This is a genomic window from Vibrio sp. 2033, assembly GCF_033339735.1.
In genome coordinates this window covers 184,016-201,277 of the sequence record NZ_JAWOVC010000004.1, presented here as the reverse complement: position 1 = coordinate 201,277, position 17,262 = coordinate 184,016, and the positions used below count along the sequence as shown (strand labels likewise).

The 17,262-nt window shown below is 46.2% G+C and carries 12 protein-coding genes; 5 read left to right on the top strand and 7 right to left on the bottom strand.

The genetic code is table 11. The features are described 5' to 3' along the window. The first annotated feature begins 67 nt into the window (after positions 1 to 67). Entirely contained in the window at positions 68 to 1,396 is a 1,329-nt protein-coding gene (tolC, locus tag R7P74_RS08455) for an outer membrane channel protein TolC (protein ID WP_005379884.1), read from the top strand. 178 nt (positions 1,397 to 1,574) lie between these two features. On the opposite strand, the gene hldE is transcribed toward tolC, so the two are convergent. From hldE to R7P74_RS08440, 3 genes are all read right to left on the bottom strand, one after another. After that, positions 1,575 to 3,005, bottom strand: coding sequence for a bifunctional D-glycero-beta-D-manno-heptose-7-phosphate kinase/D-glycero-beta-D-manno-heptose 1-phosphate adenylyltransferase HldE (hldE, locus tag R7P74_RS08450; protein WP_017633601.1), 1,431 nt, complete (start codon positions 3,003 to 3,005; stop codon positions 1,575 to 1,577). Positions 3,006 to 3,072: 67 nt separating this feature from the next. Beyond that, entirely contained in the window at positions 3,073 to 5,916 is a 2,844-nt protein-coding gene (gene glnE / locus R7P74_RS08445) for a bifunctional [glutamate--ammonia ligase]-adenylyl-L-tyrosine phosphorylase/[glutamate--ammonia-ligase] adenylyltransferase (RefSeq protein WP_262628068.1), read from the bottom strand. Positions 5,917 to 6,029: 113 nt separating this feature from the next. Continuing rightward, complete coding sequence (locus tag R7P74_RS08440) at positions 6,030 to 7,286, bottom strand: methyl-accepting chemotaxis protein (RefSeq protein ID WP_005379890.1); 1,257 nt, start codon at positions 7,284 to 7,286, stop codon at positions 6,030 to 6,032. A gap of 105 nt (positions 7,287 to 7,391) precedes the next feature. Here R7P74_RS08440 and R7P74_RS08435 point away from each other — a divergent pair, with 105 nt between their 5' ends. After that, positions 7,392 to 8,165, top strand: a complete 774-nt coding sequence (locus R7P74_RS08435; RefSeq protein ID WP_025768395.1) for a potassium channel family protein — start codon at positions 7,392 to 7,394, stop codon at positions 8,163 to 8,165. A gap of 41 nt (positions 8,166 to 8,206) precedes the next feature. Here R7P74_RS08435 and R7P74_RS08430 read toward each other — a convergent pair whose 3' ends face one another. Beyond that, positions 8,207 to 9,739 (bottom strand): CYTH and CHAD domain-containing protein, encoded by a 1,533-nt coding sequence (locus tag R7P74_RS08430; protein WP_005379894.1) that lies wholly within the window; start codon positions 9,737 to 9,739, stop codon positions 8,207 to 8,209. Between the two features lie 212 nt (positions 9,740 to 9,951). Between R7P74_RS08430 and R7P74_RS08425 the strand changes: the two genes are divergently transcribed. The 3 genes from R7P74_RS08425 (at position 9,952) to R7P74_RS08415 (ending at position 12,813) form a co-directional block, all read left to right on the top strand. Next, a complete protein-coding gene (locus tag R7P74_RS08425) occupies positions 9,952 to 10,632 on the top strand; it encodes a TIGR00153 family protein (protein WP_005379896.1) in 681 nt (226 codons plus the stop codon). Between the two features lie 131 nt (positions 10,633 to 10,763). After that, positions 10,764 to 12,023, top strand: coding sequence for an inorganic phosphate transporter (locus tag R7P74_RS08420; RefSeq protein WP_005379898.1), 1,260 nt, complete (start codon positions 10,764 to 10,766; stop codon positions 12,021 to 12,023). A 178-nt stretch (positions 12,024 to 12,201) separates the two neighbouring features. Next, positions 12,202 to 12,813: a TIGR04211 family SH3 domain-containing protein gene (locus tag R7P74_RS08415; RefSeq protein WP_005379900.1), complete on the top strand. Its 612-nt coding sequence runs from the start codon at positions 12,202 to 12,204 to the stop codon at positions 12,811 to 12,813. A gap of 88 nt (positions 12,814 to 12,901) precedes the next feature. Here R7P74_RS08415 and ggt read toward each other — a convergent pair whose 3' ends face one another. The 3 genes from ggt to R7P74_RS08400 all read right to left on the bottom strand — a co-directional run bounded on the left by ggt (position 12,902) and on the right by R7P74_RS08400 (position 17,208). Then, the gene (gene ggt / locus R7P74_RS08410; RefSeq protein WP_318122802.1) at positions 12,902 to 14,632 is read right to left on the bottom strand and encodes a gamma-glutamyltransferase; all 1,731 of its coding nucleotides are present in this window, start codon (positions 14,630 to 14,632) and stop codon (positions 12,902 to 12,904) included. Positions 14,633 to 14,905: 273 nt separating this feature from the next. Then, positions 14,906 to 15,592 carry a general secretion pathway protein GspB gene (locus tag R7P74_RS08405; protein WP_005387437.1) on the bottom strand — a complete coding sequence of 229 codons (687 nt, stop codon included), beginning with the start codon at positions 15,590 to 15,592 and terminating at the stop codon, positions 14,906 to 14,908. Further along, entirely contained in the window at positions 15,592 to 17,208 is a 1,617-nt protein-coding gene (locus R7P74_RS08400) for an ExeA family protein (RefSeq protein ID WP_154204851.1), read from the bottom strand. The genes R7P74_RS08405 and R7P74_RS08400 overlap by 1 nt, the downstream gene beginning before the upstream one ends. Between the last annotated feature and the right edge of the window lie 54 nt (positions 17,209 to 17,262).

Genomic DNA, 17,262 nt, shown 5'->3' with positions numbered 1-17,262 from the left:
GTAAATATCGTGCAAATTGAGTTAAACTACTGAGAATTAACCAATCTATGGACCGCGGGAATAGAAAATGAAAAAATTGCTTCCACTATTTATCAGTGCAGCGCTAGGTAGCATGAGTACGTCTGCGTTCGCAGACTCTTTGGCTGAAATCTACGACTTGGCAAAACAAAATGATCCACAATTGCTCAGTGTAGCAGCACAACGTGACCAAGCTTTCGAAGCAATCACCTCAAGCCGTAGTGCTCTATTACCACAAATTAACCTTACTGCGGGTTACAATTTAACTCGTGGTGATACTGAATACGATTCAAATCTAATTAGCGACGTATCAAACGATGGCAACGCACTAACCGCTGGCGTTAGCTTTTCACAAGCACTTTACAACCGCGCATCTTGGATCTCTCTAGATACTGCTGAGAAAAGTGCTCGCCAAGCAGACGCAACTTACGCAGCGACGCAACAGGCACTGATTCTTCGCGTGTCACAAGCGTATTTTGAAGTTCTACGCGCACAAGATAATCTTGTTTTCGTACGTGCAGAAAAAGCCGCGGTTGGCCGTCAACTTGAGCAAACTAAACAGCGTTTTGAAGTAGGTTTGTCTGCAATCACTGACGTGCATGACGCACAAGCTCAGTACGACCAAGTGCTAGCGGACGAAGTGTTGGCAGAAAACGCGCTCACTAATAGCTACGAGTCACTGCGTGAAATTACAGGCCAAGAGCACAAAGATCTCAACATTTTGGACACTGGCCGCTTCACTGCTAGCCCATCGACCGTACCTGCTGAATCGCTCATTGATGAAGCAAAAACCAAAAACCTGACCTTGCTATCTTCACGTATTCTTCAAGACATTGCGCGTGACAATATTTCACTAGCAAGCTCTGGCCACCTACCAACGCTCTCTCTAGACGGTGGTTACAACTACGGTGATACTTCTCATAGCTCTCGTGACAACACGACAGACAACTTCAATATTGGTGTGAACCTTGCAGTACCGCTATACACAGGTGGTAACGTAACCTCTCAAACCAAACAAGCTGAATACGCATACGTGGCAGCAAGCGAAGATCTTGAAGCACAGTACCGTAGCGTAGTCAAAGATGTTCGCGCACAAAACAACAACATTAACGCCTCTATCGGCGCATTACGTGCGTATGAGCAAGCGGTTATTTCTGCACGCTCTGCACTAGAAGCAACAGAAGCTGGCTTTGATGTAGGTACTCGTACTATCGTTGATGTACTGGACGCGACTCGTCGTCTATACGATGCGAACAAAAACCTATCGAACGCTCGTTACGACTACATTTTAAGTGTTCTTCAGCTACGCCAAGCAGTTGGTACGCTAAGCGAACAAGACATCTTGGACGTTGATGCAGGTTTGAAAGCGGCAAAATAACCGCGAACTGAATACTTCAGGTCTTAATAAATAAAAAACGCCAGTTGAGTTATCAGCTGGCGTTTTTTATTACTTGTAGTTCAGAGCTTAAAAGTGCCTCTGAACTACAAGTATCAAAAAGGCCGCACTTAGCGACCTTTATGAGCAAATAGCATTTCAATGCTAACAAACAGCAGCCTTAGCCCTTACCGCCTTTGATTGCATTAATGATTTCACTGGTCGAGCAGCCATCTTCAAAGTTCAATACACGAACTTCACCACCCGCCGCAATGACTTCTTTACCACCAGCAATCTCTTCTGGTTTGTAGTCACCGCCTTTTACTAGCAAGCTTGGTAGAACTTCTGAGATCAAACGCTGCGGCGTATCTTCACTAAATGGTACAACCCAATCCACAGCGCCCAAACCTGCCAACACCGCCATGCGGCGATCGGTTGGGTTTACCGGACGACCAGGGCCTTTAAGGCGTTTTACTGACTCATCGGTATTAACCGCAACGATTAGGCGATCGCCCAGTTCAGCAGCATGGTTTAAGTAAGACACATGCCCAGCGTGTAGAATATCAAAGCAGCCGTTTGTCATAACGACTTTCTCGCCACGAGCACGTGCTTTTTTCACCGCTTCGATCAGTGCTTTTTCTGAAATCACACCGTAATCCGTGTCTTGGCTGCCATGTACCGCTTCTGCTAATTCAATCTCAGAAAGCGTTGACGTGCCTAGTTTACCAACCACAACACCTGCCGCTGCGTTTGCTAGTGCACACGCTTCTTCAAATGATTTGCCTGCGGCAACAGACGCTGCCAATACAGAGATAACCGTGTCGCCCGCACCTGTCACGTCGTACACTTCTTTCGCTTGAGTTGGAAGGTGGAACGGTTCCTGGCCACGACGAATCAAGGTCATTCCGTTTTCGCTGCGTGTCACTAAAAGCGCTTCAAATTCAAACTCTTCAACCAAAGCCAGTGCTTTCTCTACTAGCTCTTGGTCAGATTTCACTTTACCTACAACGTCTTCGAACTCTTTCATGTTTGGCGTAAGAAGTGTTGCGCCACGGTAGCGTTCAAAATCCGCACCTTTCGGGTCAATGAAAACCGGAATATTTGCTGCGCGCGCTTTTTGAATGTATGCCTGAACATGCTCTAACGAACCTTTTGCGTAGTCAGACATAATCACGGCTTTAACGTTTGGCAGTGCGGCATCCATACGTGATAGCACAGGTGCAGAATCTGTGTTTTCAAACTTGTCTTCGAAGTCGAGACGAATAAGCTGTTGTCCACGGCTCATTACGCGAAGCTTCGTAATCGTTGGGTAATCAGGCAGTGCAACGAAATCGCACTTCACATTGAGTGAGCTCAGCGTCTCCGTCAGCACTTTTGCAGGCTCATCTTCCCCAGTTAGACCAACAATGTGAGCATGGCCACCTAGTGATGCGATGTTCATCGCAACGTTCGCAGCACCACCAGGACGCTCTTCATTGTTTTCTACTTTTACAACAGGAACCGGCGCTTCAGGAGAAATGCGCCCGGTTGGGCCATACCAGTAACGATCTAGCATGACATCACCGATGATGAGCACACCAGCGCTGTTGTAATCAGGTAGAATTGGTTTCATTGTTGGTCTCCAAAAATTAAATCGAAGTGAGTTTATCACAGCCCTTATCGAGGCTAAATATATGGTCTTAACTGAACCACTGATTCCAAGCCTGTTTTACCCACTCCCTTTCGGCAACAAACTTGTCTTCCACCACATCAGCGTCTAAATTGAGTAGATTTCGTCGGTGTATTTCGTTGCGCATTGTCGTGTAAGCACGTATCAACTGCATTGCTTGGTCTTCGTCCATGACATTTTGCGCAATGAGCGTTTCAAAGATGCGCACATTATCACACCAACGCGTCAATTTCGGCTTATCGTGACTATAGTTGAGCACTAGGTACTGAGCGAGAAATTCGATATCGGTAATCCCACCCACATCTTGCTTGAGCATAAAGCGGCCTGGCTTTTTCCCCCCAAGATGACCGCGCATTTTTTCTCTCATTTCGACAACGTCTTTTTTCAGTTCAGCTTGATCGCGTGCTTTGCACAGCACATCATGCCGCGTATTGTGAAATGCGATCGCCAGTGGTTCATCACCATAAATCATGCGCGCGCGGACAAGTGCTTGATGCTCCCATGTCCACGCGTCTTGATGTTGATAGTCGTCGAACGCGTCCGTTGGGCTAACCAACAAACCCGATGCACCGGACGGACGCAATCGGGTATCGACCTCGTATAAAATACCGGAAGCGGTGCGAGTGGAGAAAATATGAATGATACGCTGTGCTAAACGAAGGTAGAACTGACGACCATCAATCTCTTTTTTGCCGTCAGTGTAGACATTGACTGGGCAGTCATGCATGAAGACAATATCCAAATCGGAGTTATAGCCGAGCTCCCACCCTCCGACTTTACCATAACCAATTACAGCAAAGCCTTTGCCTTCACGATCTTTCACATGCGTTGGCTCGCCATACTTTTCAGATACTTGCAACCAAGCCTGACTGATCACCGCATCCACGATAGCTTCCGCTAAATAAGTTAAATGGTCACTCACTTTCATCACTGGCAATGCGCCAGCAATATCTGCCGCTGCAATACGCAAAATACAAATTTGCTTAAACTGACGCAACGCTTCCATTTGCTGTTCCATATCATCTTCAGGAATACGCGCCAAATAATCACGCAGCTCTGTACGGTAACTGTCTAATGGAATGGGATTGTACAGCTGCGCAGGGTCGATCAACTCATCAAGCAAGATAGGATAACGAGACAGCTGCTCTGAAATCATTGGGCTTGCGGTACACAAACGTACGAGCTGCACCAGAGCCGCTGGATGCTCATCCAATAATTCCAAGTAAGTCGTGCGAGTGCAGATATTGTGTAGCAAGTGAAGTACACGAGATAAACCAAACTGTGCATCAGGATGGGCAAAGACCGCATCAAACACTTTCGGCATCAAACGATTGAGCACTTCGCGTCCACGTGGGCCTAACGTTTTTTTGGCCAGATCGGTTTTAAAGTTGATGATGGTTTTCGCGCATGAAGCAAAGTCTTCAATCTGAATATCCTGCTGCAAGATATGCTCAAGAACATCTTGTTTGTCGGCCATATCCCATAGCTCATGAAAATGACGAGCAACGGTAGTCCCCTCGTCTTCTTCATCATCACCAATTAGTGATTCAAAAACTTGGTGAACATTTGCCATATGCTGCTGGGTTTGCTCAATCAATTGCTCCCAACAGCTCATTTTCATCGCGGTGGCGAGCTTTAAGCGTTCGGTTTCGCAATCAGGCAGCGTCTGGGTTTGCTTATCCGCCATTGCTTGCAACAAGTTTTCTAATTGACGCAAGTACTTGTATGCGGCTTCTAGATCGCTGACTTCTTGTGGAGTAAGCAATGCCAGTTCTTCAATGCCTTGCAGCGTTTCCAACAGCCCTCGATTACGCAAAGAAGGTTCTCGACCACCTCGAATCAATTGAAAAACTTGAGCGATAAATTCAATTTCTCGGATGCCACCCGCACCTAGCTTAATGTTGTTATTCAACCCTCGGCGGCGAACCTCGCTACTGATCATCGACTTCATTCGTCGCAAAGATTGAATCGCACTGAAATCAATATAACGACGAAAAACAAAAGGGCGCAGCATTTGGCGTAGCTCTTGATACTGCGGGTACATCTCACATCCCATCACCCGAGCTTTGATCATCGCGTAACGTTCCCAATCTCGCCCCTGTTCTTGGTAATAATCTTCAAGTGCGGCATAGCTCATTACCAAAGGGCCACTTTCTCCAAATGGGCGAAGTCGCATGTCGACGCGGTAGCAAAAACCATCGAAGGTTTGTTGGTCGAGCGCTTTGATGATGCGTTGACCAAGACGAGTAAAGAACTGGGCATTGGCAATGCTGCGGCGTGCGCCTTGGGTTTCGCCATTCTCTGGATACGTGAAAATTAGATCAATATCGGAAGAAAAGTTTAACTCGCCACCACCTAGTTTCCCCATGCCGATAATTAACATCGGCTGCACTTCACCGTCCTCACTTGTTGGCGTGCCCCACTCCTGACAACACACTTGATATTGCCATTGATAGGTTTCAAAAATCATCGCTTCTGCCAACTCAGATAAGTGGCTTAAAGACGTCTCTAGCGACCATGCATGCGTGAAATCCTTCCACGCAATGTACACCATTTCTCGGTTGCGAAACTGACGCAACACGCGATGACCAGACATCTCATCAGGACATTGTTCCAACAGTTCAGCAAGACGTGAGCGGTAAGACTCCTGACGACTTGGCTGCGCTAACATACTTGGCAACTCACGGGCTAGGACTTCATCGCGATGAATGGCTTCGGTTATAAATTGGCTTAAGCCCGCCACATAACGAAATTGCTGCGCAACCTCATCGGGCCAAAAGGGAAAATAACCTGCGTCTTGGGCGTTTTGTACGGCAGATTCAGCGATAGAAATCAGTGGCGAAGGCAGCTGCATTTTTCTTCCTTGTTTGAAAAGCACGGTAACTCATTCTTTATACCAGACTGAAAGCAAATAAAAACGCCCACAAAAGGTTTGTGGGCGTTTTATCAAAAGTTCGGGATCGAATATTAAACTTGGAAAGATTTGATCTTCTTGTCTAGCTCACCTGCATTATTTTGCATCATTTCAGAGGTTTCTAGCAGCTCGGTAACAACAACAACTGAGGCTTCCACCAACTCACGTACATTGGTGAGGTTTTGGCTCATCTCTTCTGCAACACTGCTTTGCTGACCAGACGCCGTCGCGATCTGGAAGTTCATGTCATTGATTTGCGTCACTTGCCCAACAATACCATCGAGCTCAGATCCAGCATTAGAAACCAGCTCGTTTCCATCTGCCGCTTCTACAACGCTTTTTTCCATGAGTTCTACCGCAGATTCAGCACTGGTTTGCAGCTGTGCGATCATCTCTTGAATTTCTACCGTCGCTTGTTGTGTACGTTGGGCAAGGTTACGAACTTCATCTGCAACCACAGCAAAACCCCGCCCAGCCTCGCCAGCTCGCGCCGCTTCAATCGCCGCATTCAGTGCAAGCAGGTTGGTTTGTTCAGAAATGCCTTGAATCGTCCCCACAACGCTACCAATAGCTTCAACACGTTCTTCAACTTGGTTAACCGCTTGTGCCGATGAAGCGATATCCGACGAAAGTTCACTCATTTTCGCCATTGTACTTTGCAAGAACTGCTGACCAGAAATTGCTTGCGCGGAAGCTTGCTCTGTTAGAGAAGATGCCGTCTGGGCATGTTCCGCAACCGTTTGGACCGTCGACGACATTTCACTCATCGCCGTAGCAAGTTGATCAATTTCGTTAAACTCTTCTTGCGCCGATTCCTTCGTTTCCGACATGCTCAGTGTCATGACTTCGGTGAGCGTTGATAATTCATCAGACGCATTAATTTGCATTTGAATCACATCGTGCAATTGTCGACGTGTCTTTTCTAATTCACGTGCCACGTCTCCGTATTCATCTTTACAATCCATACCAAATGGAACAGAGAGGTTCTTGCTCGCCATCAGTTTGATCGCGTCGCTCAGATACTGTGTTTGACGCAACATCACTCTAGCCGCCGCTAATAAGAGCACGACAAAAACCACTATCAATAAGGCGGTTTGCCAAGCAACTTGCGTTAAGTATGCTTCATAATGCTGTTGGGCAACTTGCGCGTTTTGTGTCGCCGCTAAAAGTGAGTCGTAAAAAGTGTTTGCGTCCCACAGTTGTTTTGCCACGATCAGGACAGTACTGAAGACCATCAACATGACCATTTTAGGCACCAGTCGAATGTCGGATATGACCCTTTCCCATGGCTTAAATGCCAGCTTTTCCATTGTCAGTTCTCCACCGAGTCTTATATAGTCTTTATCTATAATCTTTATATTACTTATAGTTATGTTCGCGCTTTGCGTGGTTACGCGATTTATTTTGAGCTTCGTATGAAAAACAATGATATCAAAGACAGCACACGACCGATGGGCCTGTTGTCACTAATATTGTCTTTTATGGCACTATTTGTGATCTCTGGCTTGTTGTTTTTCCCGATCGATCACGAAACCCGTCAAGTTCTTATCGGTCTGGATTTCATAATCTGTAGTATTTTTCTACTACAGCTCACCATTGATTTGATCCGGTCCACAGATCGCTGGTTATTCCTTAAACGTCATTGGATAGATTTCGTGGCGAGCATCCCATTGATAGAGCCCCTGCGCTTTGCGCGTATTTTTCATATTATGCGAGTGGTATTAGTACTGCGTTCGTCAAAGTTCATTTTGCATCAGCTCAAAGAAAACCGCCGCGAAACTACGGTCGCCTCTATACTGCTATTGATGGTTATCCTCATAACGCTCGGTTCTAGTGCAATGCTGTTTATCGAAGCGAAAAACCCAGAAGCGAATATTCGCACTGGCGCCGATGCTTTGTGGTGGGTATTTGTAACGATCTCAACGGTTGGTTACGGCGATCATTATCCAGTGACCTCCATAGGAAAGTTTTTGGCTGTCATCATCATTGTTTGCGGGGTGGGTATCTTTGGTATGATCTCGGGTCTTATCACCTCTATCCTTACTGCCCCAACGAAACAACAGACGCACAGTTCAATCAATAAAGAACGTATGCTCGAGCAGCTCCTAACCCAACAAGCGCAAATACTAGAACGACTCGATTTCATGGAAAAAGAGCTACAACAACGTAAAACAGAGACAAAAAAATAGGACCATGCGGTCCTATTTTTTTGTCGTTACCACCAGAACGATCATTCACGCCAATAAGGCTGTACTTCCACACTGATCGCTCGGGTTTGATCCATTGCATGCAAAATTGAGCGCTCTTGACGGTGCAACCAGCGTTCTAACTGCTCTTTTTCTGCGTCTTCCAGCATATCAACCAACGGGAGCAAGTGGTTCAGCATTAGCAGATCATCGATACCATGCACCAGATCCGCCCATGGTAAACGGAAGCTGTTACGCTCATCCGAGTTATACAAACTCGCGAAACCAATGCCGGTATAGAGATTACGCAATAAGCGATAACGCTGATCAACGTACTCTTGCGCCGTCAAATCGCGCTCTGCTGGGAAAGCTTCCATTAGCTCAGCCCAAGTGCGATCGAGCTGAGTAACTGAAAACGGCATGATGTTACTTGCCATTTTTTCACGTGCTTTTTCATCAAGAAATGGCTGCCAACCGCGCGCCAAGATCCAGCGGCTTAGATCCAGCAGTAACCCTGTGTAACGCGCGGAATTGAGCAACCCTAGCACTTCTTCACGGCTTGGCAACTCTTGTAACTGCTGAGTCAGCTCAGATACTAAGAACTTACGCGCATCCAACTTACGCAGCACATTGCCTTTGTCATCTAAGAGCTCTTCAAGGTGTGCATGCTCATCTAACCAACTCAGTTCTTCTTCCAACCATTTAAGCTCTTGGCGCAGAATCGCACTCGCGCGACGAGGGACAATCCCGCCAAAAATAGTCAATGTTTGACGAATGAAACGAATGGCATTACTGATTTCACGCAGTGCTTCCACGCTGTCACGCTCAGCATAAATTTGCTCGTGATAATGCCAATGAGACAAAGCGTGCTCTAAAGAGTTGATCAAGCAAAATTCAACGGTATCCGTCGGACTACTGTCCACAAGTGCCAATGATTTTACTTCATCACCCGCATAACCGCTTGCAAGTCGATAACCTTTCGCCGCTTTGCTCAAGTTACCCAAACGCATACCGCCTTGCTCGCAAAAGCTGCGTGCCAGCGTGAATAAAGCTTCGGTTTGGCCAGACTTAAGTTCCAGTTCAACTTCGCAAATCGGCTCTTGCTTCTCTTCTTCGTCTTCACCTTTGGCTACAACTAAGCCTTGGTCAAAGGCAACTTCAATCTGACTGCCATCGGGCATGCCAATCAGCCATTGTTCACGTGTGAAGTTGGTCGAGAATAATGGCATAAGCTCGGATTGCAGCGTTTCTGCATCTTTACCTGGAGGCCAAATATCTAGAGGATGAAGCGACAGATTAGGCTCGTCGCTAGTGTGCTCAGCATTGTATTCTGGTCTTTGATGTAAGCCTGCGACGACGCGTCCTGCTGTCTTTACGGTTTGGACGAATACATCATCAAAACGGCGAATTCTTAAACCAATGTCGTGCTTTCTAAGCCATTTATCGGCAGTATCAAAATAGGTGTTACCCAAGTCACGACAACTATGCTGAAGTACTTTTGTCTCAGAAATTTTTTCTTTTAAAGTTTCTGAAAATTCAGGAGAAACAAAAAACTTCAGTTCTATTTCGGTTTCCATAGCTATACCTTTCAAAGCAGATAGAAACAGGATATTGCGTAATTTCTCACACGGCAAGAGAGAAATATCGCCGGAATGATGATCTAAAACAGTTTTAATGAGCGATTTAATGCGTTACCATGCGCGCCTTTATAGCCATCGTTCAACATTTCGCCAAGCACTCAGAAATGGTGTATGTTTTTTTAAGGTTATAGTTATTAGGTTGAATGACCATGCCAGTAAATACAATTATGGGGTTATTTGCAAAGTCCCCAATTAAGCCTTTGCAACGCCACGTTGTGTGTGTCAACGAATGTTGTTCACACTTGGTGAAATTCTTTGAAGTATCTTCAAAGGGTGATTGGGAAAAAGCAGCAGAAATCCGTGCACAAATTTCTCACTTAGAGAAAGAAGCGGATGTGCTGAAACGTGAAATCCGTCTAAAACTGCCTCGCGGTTTGTTCATGCCAGTCGACCGTACTGACATGCTTGAGCTTTTGACTCAACAGGACAAACTTGCAAACCTGGCAAAAGACATTGCTGGCCGTGTATATGGTCGTCAACTTGTCATCCCTGAGGCTCTCCAACCAAACTTCCTCGCTTACGTTCAACGTTGTCTTGATGCTGCCGATCAGGCGCAAAAGGTAATCAATGAACTTGATGAATTGCTAGAAACCGGCTTCAAAGGCCGTGAAGTGACGCTCGTCGCTGAAATGATTCATCAATTAGACGTTATCGAAGATGATACCGATGCCATGCAGATTGAACTTCGCCAACAGTTGATGGTGATTGAAGCTGACATGAACCCTATCGATGTCATGTTCCTGTACAAGATTCTTGAATGGGTAGGTGGTATTGCCGACCAAGCGCAGCGCGTAGGTGCTCGTTTGGAAGTCATGCTATCTCGATCTTAAAACATAAAGTTAACGACATAACGAAGAGCATAATTAACACGTGTCATAGGGACGATGACTATTTTCATCGTCTTATGGTTTGGCGCGCGTAAAATTTTGTTCCGCTTGTTATAAAACAACTAGGTATTACGATGGATATCCTTGCGAACTACGGCACTGTCCTGATTATTGTTGCAGCGATTTTTGGTTTCATGATGGCGATTGGTATTGGCGCGAACGACGTTGCTAATGCGATGGGTACATCTGTAGGTTCAAAAGCGCTAACTGTAAAACAAGCTATCATCATTGCGATGATCTTCGAATTTGCAGGTGCTTACCTTGCAGGCGGTGAAGTAACCGACACTATCCGTAAAGGTGTAATCGAAACTTCTTTATTTGCTAGTCAACCAGATGTTCTTGTCTACGGCATGATGTCTGCGCTTTTAGCAGCAGGTACATGGCTGCTTCTTGCTTCTTACATGGGCTGGCCAGTATCAACGACTCACTCAATCATCGGTGCAATCATTGGTTTTGCATGCGTATCAGTAGGTACTGAAGCGGTTGACTGGGGCAGCGTTCAAGGCATTGTTGGTAGCTGGATTATTACGCCAGTGATTTCAGGTTTCTTTGCTTACGTTATCTTTGTCAGCGCACAACGCCTGATTTTTGATACAGAGAACCCTCTGTTTAATGCGAAACGTTTTGTACCTGTTTACATGTTCATCACAACAATGGTGATTGCACTTGTAACCATCAAAAAAGGTCTAAAACACGTTGGTCTTCACCTGACCAATGGTGAAGCCTGGATGTGGGCAGCAGCAGTTTCAGCACTTGTGATGATTGGCGGCTACGTATACATCCAGAAAAAATTCGCTAATCGCGAAGAAGACCGCAGCTTTTCTGGCGTGGAAGGTATCTTCAGCGTTCTGATGGTTATCACCGCTTGTGCGATGGCATTTGCACACGGTTCAAACGACGTTGCAAACGCCATTGGTCCACTGTCTGCTGTCGTATCGACTGTTGAACACATGGGCGAAATCAGCACGAAAAGCACCATCGCTTGGTGGATTCTACCTCTTGGTGGTATTGGTATCGTGGTCGGTCTTGCAACACTGGGTCACAAAGTAATGGCAACCGTTGGTACAGGCATCACTGAGCTAACGCCTAGCCGCGGTTTTGCAGCACAGCTAGCAACAGCATGTACGGTAGTTCTAGCGTCTGGTACAGGCCTGCCAATTTCAACCACTCAAACATTGGTTGGTGCGGTTCTCGGTGTTGGCTTTGCTCGTGGTATCGCAGCACTGAACCTAGGCGTAGTTCGTAACATCGTGGCATCATGGATCGTTACACTACCAGCGGGTGCGTTATTAGCCGTAGTATTCTTCTACGGACTTCAAGCGATGTTCGCTTAAGACACTCGTCAATAGAATGTAAGCGCTTTGTCATTATTGACTCAAACGCACAGAAAGGGAGGCTTTGCCTCCCTTCTTTGTTGCACCGAGGTTTGAAACTGCATACTATTCGTCTATTTCCGGCTCCAATCATTCGGTGCCAACGCTGTCTCCAAGAAAAATCGTTAAGGGATTTACTGTGAAAAAACTAATCATCACGGTTTTGTTTACTTTGCTAGCAGCGCCAGCGGCCCTAGCAGCAGACCGTTATATTTCTGATGACCTCTTCACTTTTATGCACTCAGGTCCAAATAACACCTACCGTATTATTGGTAGTGTTAACGCCGGTTCTAAAGTACAACTGATTAAAACCAACCGAGATACTGGCTACACGCAAGTTCGTGATGACCGTGGTCGCACTGGTTGGGTACAAAGCAAGTTTGTGACAAACCAAGAGAGCATGGCAATTCGCCTTCCTCGCATTGAGAAAGAGCTAGCCGAAGTAAAAGAGCAGCTTGCTAATGCTCGTCAAACTTCTGATGCAGAGAAAGCCGGTCTTGTTACCTCTCTCGAAACACGTAACCAACAAATTTCAGATCTAGAAAATAAATACTCTGAGATCAGTGATCAGCTTACTTCTGTTGAAACAGAAAACCGCGAGCTACGCGCAAAACTGGATACACAAAAAGATGACATGCTGCTTAAGTACTTCACTTATGGCGGCGGTGTCGCAGGTTTAGGTTTACTATTTGGTTTGATTCTTCCGCATGTCATGCCTCGTAGAAAGCGCTCTCCTGCGGGTTGGGCATAAACCCTTACGCTTTTATCTTTAAAAAGAACGCAAAAGCCAGTCGATATTGACTGGCTTTTTAGTTTGCTTCGTTTGATAGAAGTGAGTACTACTCCCCCATTGAACTAGAGGCTCGACGACGATCCGTTGCGCCATAAAGCTTGCCATTTTTTAGCTCAATTGCATTCAAACCGCTTACCACTGGAATAACGTGCACTGGGTAGCCAAGCTCCATAAACTCAGGCACCAACATTTCTGCGAACGTTTTCTTTTCCACCAGCAAACCAGTCGGGTCATAAGACTTGGTGCGGTCTATCTTAGTGCCATACTGGATGTTTGGTAAGTCAATAGCCTCTTGCGCTGATAAGTTCCAATCCAGCACCCCAACCACGGTTTTGAGTACATACCCCGGGATTTGTGAACTACCTGGTGACCCAACCACCAAACGCAAATTATCATCACTGTCCATCACCATTAATGGCGTAATAGCCGAACGTGGACGCTTGCCCGCTTCAATTGAGTTTTGCGTAGGTTTGCCGTTAACCGTTGGCAGAGGTGAGAAGTTAGCCATCTGCGCGTTCAAGATAACGCCATCGACCATCACACCCGAGCCCATACCTGTTCCTACCGTACTAGTCATTGCTATTGCATTTCCATCTCTATCGACGATAGAAATATGCCCTGTATCTTTGCTCTCGAAGCCTTGATATTGCGCATACTGAGTTTGCGTTATCTGTCCTGCTTTTGGATCCTCTTTTGAAGTGCCATTATCGGGGATTAAATCACGTCTCTGATCTAGATAGGCTTTAGACAACAACTGTTCAACTGGCGCTTCCACATAATCCGGATCTCCGGCATACGCAATACGATCGGCTTTTGCAATTCGCATCGCTTCAGTCATGAGACGCCAAGGTTCCACATCCGTTTTCGCCATATGGGCAATGTCATAGGGTGCAAGCAGTTCAAGACTCTGAGCGACCATCACACCGCCCGAAGCTGGGTAACCAAAAGAGACGATTTTATTCCCACGGTAGTCGCTCTCAATGATGTCACGCTGCTTCACTTGGTAATGTTTAAAATCTTCTAAAGACAACTTCTCGTGTTGGTCGTCAATACGACTATTAACCGTCTCTACGATGTGCTGACCAAGCTCACCACCATAAAGGTAACTATCGCCTTGTTGCGCGATCTTCCTCAGCGTCTCAGCCATCTTAGGGTTCTTCATCAAGGTTCCCGTCGGCTTAATATCGTCCCCTTGCCAATACAAGGCTTTCACTTCCGGATCTTGCTCAAGTCGGCTTTGCTCTCTTACTACGATGTCGTAGGTGTAGCTGTTCATCGCGTACCCATTGCTCGCCAATGTAATCGCCGGCTTAATCAGCTCTGCCCATGGCAACTTGCCGTATTGTTCATGAGTGGTGTAAAGCAACCGCAACGTGCCTGGAACCGCAACAGAACGAGGGCCTAATATTTCGTTGCGACTGAGTACTTCCCCATTCTCAACAAACATTTCAGGGTTCGCGCTAGAGGGCGCTTCATCTCGACCATCAAGGGCCAGAAATTTGTTCTCGTCATGTTGATAAAACAGCGCGAAAGTCCCGCCGCCAATTCCGGTCATATCTGGCTCAACGACAGACATCACCATCTGCATCGCGACCATAGCATCAACAGCGTTACCGCCTTCTTTCAATATTGAGTAACCGGTACTGCTCACGTAAGGATTCGTCGCACTGACCATGAAATCTTGCCCGCGACTATCTGGTGTAACTGGGAATGGGTCTGGCTTTGCTGCATAGCTTGTCGATGCAACAATGCTTAAAGAAAAAATCAGAATACGCATGTGTCTCTGTTTAGACTCCTATTATGTGATGGGGTCTAACGTGGACCAAGTCATTACTCCGAAGTTCGTGAAAATGGTGTCTTTTTACACAACGCTGACTGGAATCGCGCTATCAATAGATGAATGATATTGGTGCTATTTAAACGACTGAGAAAAGCTATATTTTGCTTGTTTGAGTATCTAAAAATCATCACCAGAATAGATGCAAAAGATGCTCTGAAAAATAAAAAGCCAGCGATATGATTTCGCTGGCTTGATGTGTTTCTACAAGAGTTAGCCTTTCCACTCATACAACGCTGGTATACGAATTTGCTCACCTTGGAACTCAACAATCACAGCTTGCGGTTGTATTTCTCTTAGAGTGACCTGATCATCAACGACATCCCCTTGATGATACTCAACATTGTTAATTTTCACCCAACGGCGATTTTCATCACTAGCGTACATATGGGTTTGCAAATTAAGCGCAGGTAGACGCCCTTGCCACTGGTGAGCGTTGCGCTCTAAATCGTTCACGCGTGCCGTTTGTGATGAAGAGTTGTCATCATCTCGGGATAAGGCATTTTCGACCTTCCTAGCTAAATCAGGAGATAATGAGGATAAATCCAGATCATCCAAAGACAACCCGAGGTCCTCTTCAGCAGCAGAAGTCGTTTGGGTTGATGCTGAGTTGCGTGTTTCATCTCTGCTTGGTGTATGGCTCGTGTATTCATCGGGGGTGGTAAATGTACCAAAATCACGCGATAGCTCTGCACTTGGCCACTCTCTTGGCAATTGGGCCAACTGGGTGTTCTCTGGATAGTCTAATACTTTGAAAGGTGATACCACTTCGACCTTTTCTATCGGGGACGTTGTATCTACTTCAACACTCGGTGCAAAGAGATCTAAGTACCAAGCGACTCCAATAGCAGAAGCAGTGATTGGCAGCAAGAACAGACCTATATGTTTCACAGCTGACATTATGCGTCCTCCTTCTCTATTCTCGCCAGTTGAGGCGCATCTGGCTGAACATTTTGCTGAAGTCGGTCTAGCGTTCGCTTACCTGCAATACCATCGACACCAATTCCTTGCCAGCGTTGAAATAACTCGACTCGCTCTTTCATCGCACCATCAAAAATAGACGTTTCAAGCAGTGGCTCACTCACCGCTTCTGCTAATAATCGGTCTAATACTTCAATCGCAGGGCCTTCCATGTCTAAACGTAATGTTTCATTCAGCGGAGCATGCCACAGTTCGATAATATTGCCCTGCCACAACGGCTTTAACCATGAAATTGGCAGACGGAGACGCTGCTTACCATTGAGCACTTCAGCTTGGTCATTACCGACGGCATATAGAATGACATACCCAACATCACCTTGATAATTCAACTCCAAGATCACAGGGCGATTTTGTTGCATCAACAGCGGCCAAGTCGCCATTTTACGCTCACAACGCATAGTCGACTGCGGTTCTGACAAACAAAGGTTATCGCGAACCGATGCTTGATACCCCCACAAACGATACAAATCATTTACAGCGAGGTTCGACTGTTTTTGTGTTAACAATAAAGCACGCTGCTCATCCGTTAACTGTTGGCTGACGACGGTTGGTGTTGGCTCTACTCTTGGCTCCGTCACTTGTGTCAACACTGACGTCGCTTGAGCTGGCATATAATTCACGATCGCCCACCCCGTACTTAATGCAGCAATAAGGCCTACCGTGACAGAGCCCCAAGCAGGCCAACGGAAAGTCCGGCGCTCTTTTTTATCTTGCTGATAAATATCTGCCTGAAACTGCATCACCTCTTCACAGGCCTGCTGAACGGTTTGCTTATCCACAACCACATTACCCTGGTGATAACTGATGTTGAGGGATTTGTCACAGATAAGGTTGATGAGCCGCGGTATACCGTGACTGTATTTGGCTATAAGTTTACAAGAAGCACGATTAAACAGTTGCTGGTCGCCACCAGCTGTATGTAGTCGAAATGCGATGTAATCTTCTGTCTCTTTTTCATCCAACGGCAACAGGTGATAACGCCCGGTAATACGCTGGGCAAGTTGGCGTAGTTGTGTTGTTTGTAATAACCGCTGCAATTCAGGCTGCCCGACCAACAACACTTTGAGCAGTTTTCTGGTATCGGTTTCCAAGTTAGTCAACAAGCGCAACTGCTCTAAAACGTCGGCAGCAAGGTGTTGAGCCTCATCAATGACCAGCAATGTCTGCCAGCCTGAACGATAATTACGCAGCAAATATTGATGGATAACCTGGTTTAGCTGTTTGAGGTTTGCGTCTGGCGGATAGGTGATTTTGAACTCATCACAAATGGCTTCGAGCAAGTCTCTACTCGAAAACGTGGGATTGAGAATAAGACCCGCTTTGGTGTTATCACCCAAATTCGCCAGCATCGCTTTTGCGACGGTCGTTTTGCCTGTACCTACTTCGCCAGTAAGCATAGCAAAGCCACCGCCATCGCCTAGCCCAGCTTGGAGATGTGTGATTGCCTCTTTGTGACGTTGGCTTAAATACAAATAACGTGAGTTTGGAACAATCGAAAATGGTTGTTCGACAAACCCAAAAAAGTCCTTATACATTAGGCTCTCCAGCTAAAAAACCACCTGAGAATAGTCAGATATAATATAAACATA

Bases quoted from the DNA above. Each gene is read 5' to 3' on its own strand.
- R7P74_RS08430 (WP_005379894.1), bottom strand. From the start codon at position 9,739: ATGGAAACCGAAATAGAACTGAAGTTTTTTGTTTCTCCTGAATTTTCA.
- R7P74_RS08420 (WP_005379898.1), top strand. From the start codon at position 10,764: ATGGATATCCTTGCGAACTACGGCACTGTCCTGATTATTGTTGCAGCG.
- ggt (WP_318122802.1), bottom strand. From the start codon at position 14,632: ATGCGTATTCTGATTTTTTCTTTAAGCATTGTTGCATCGACAAGCTAT.
- tolC (WP_005379884.1), top strand. From the start codon at position 68: ATGAAAAAATTGCTTCCACTATTTATCAGTGCAGCGCTAGGTAGCATG.
- R7P74_RS08440 (WP_005379890.1), bottom strand. From the start codon at position 7,286: ATGGAAAAGCTGGCATTTAAGCCATGGGAAAGGGTCATATCCGACATT.
- R7P74_RS08425 (WP_005379896.1), top strand. From the start codon at position 9,952: ATGCCAGTAAATACAATTATGGGGTTATTTGCAAAGTCCCCAATTAAG.
- hldE (WP_017633601.1), bottom strand. From the start codon at position 3,005: ATGAAACCAATTCTACCTGATTACAACAGCGCTGGTGTGCTCATCATC.
- R7P74_RS08405 (WP_005387437.1), bottom strand. From the start codon at position 15,592: ATGTCAGCTGTGAAACATATAGGTCTGTTCTTGCTGCCAATCACTGCT.
- R7P74_RS08435 (WP_025768395.1), top strand. From the start codon at position 7,392: ATGAAAAACAATGATATCAAAGACAGCACACGACCGATGGGCCTGTTG.
- R7P74_RS08400 (WP_154204851.1), bottom strand. From the start codon at position 17,208: ATGTATAAGGACTTTTTTGGGTTTGTCGAACAACCATTTTCGATTGTT.
- glnE (WP_262628068.1), bottom strand. From the start codon at position 5,916: ATGCAGCTGCCTTCGCCACTGATTTCTATCGCTGAATCTGCCGTACAA.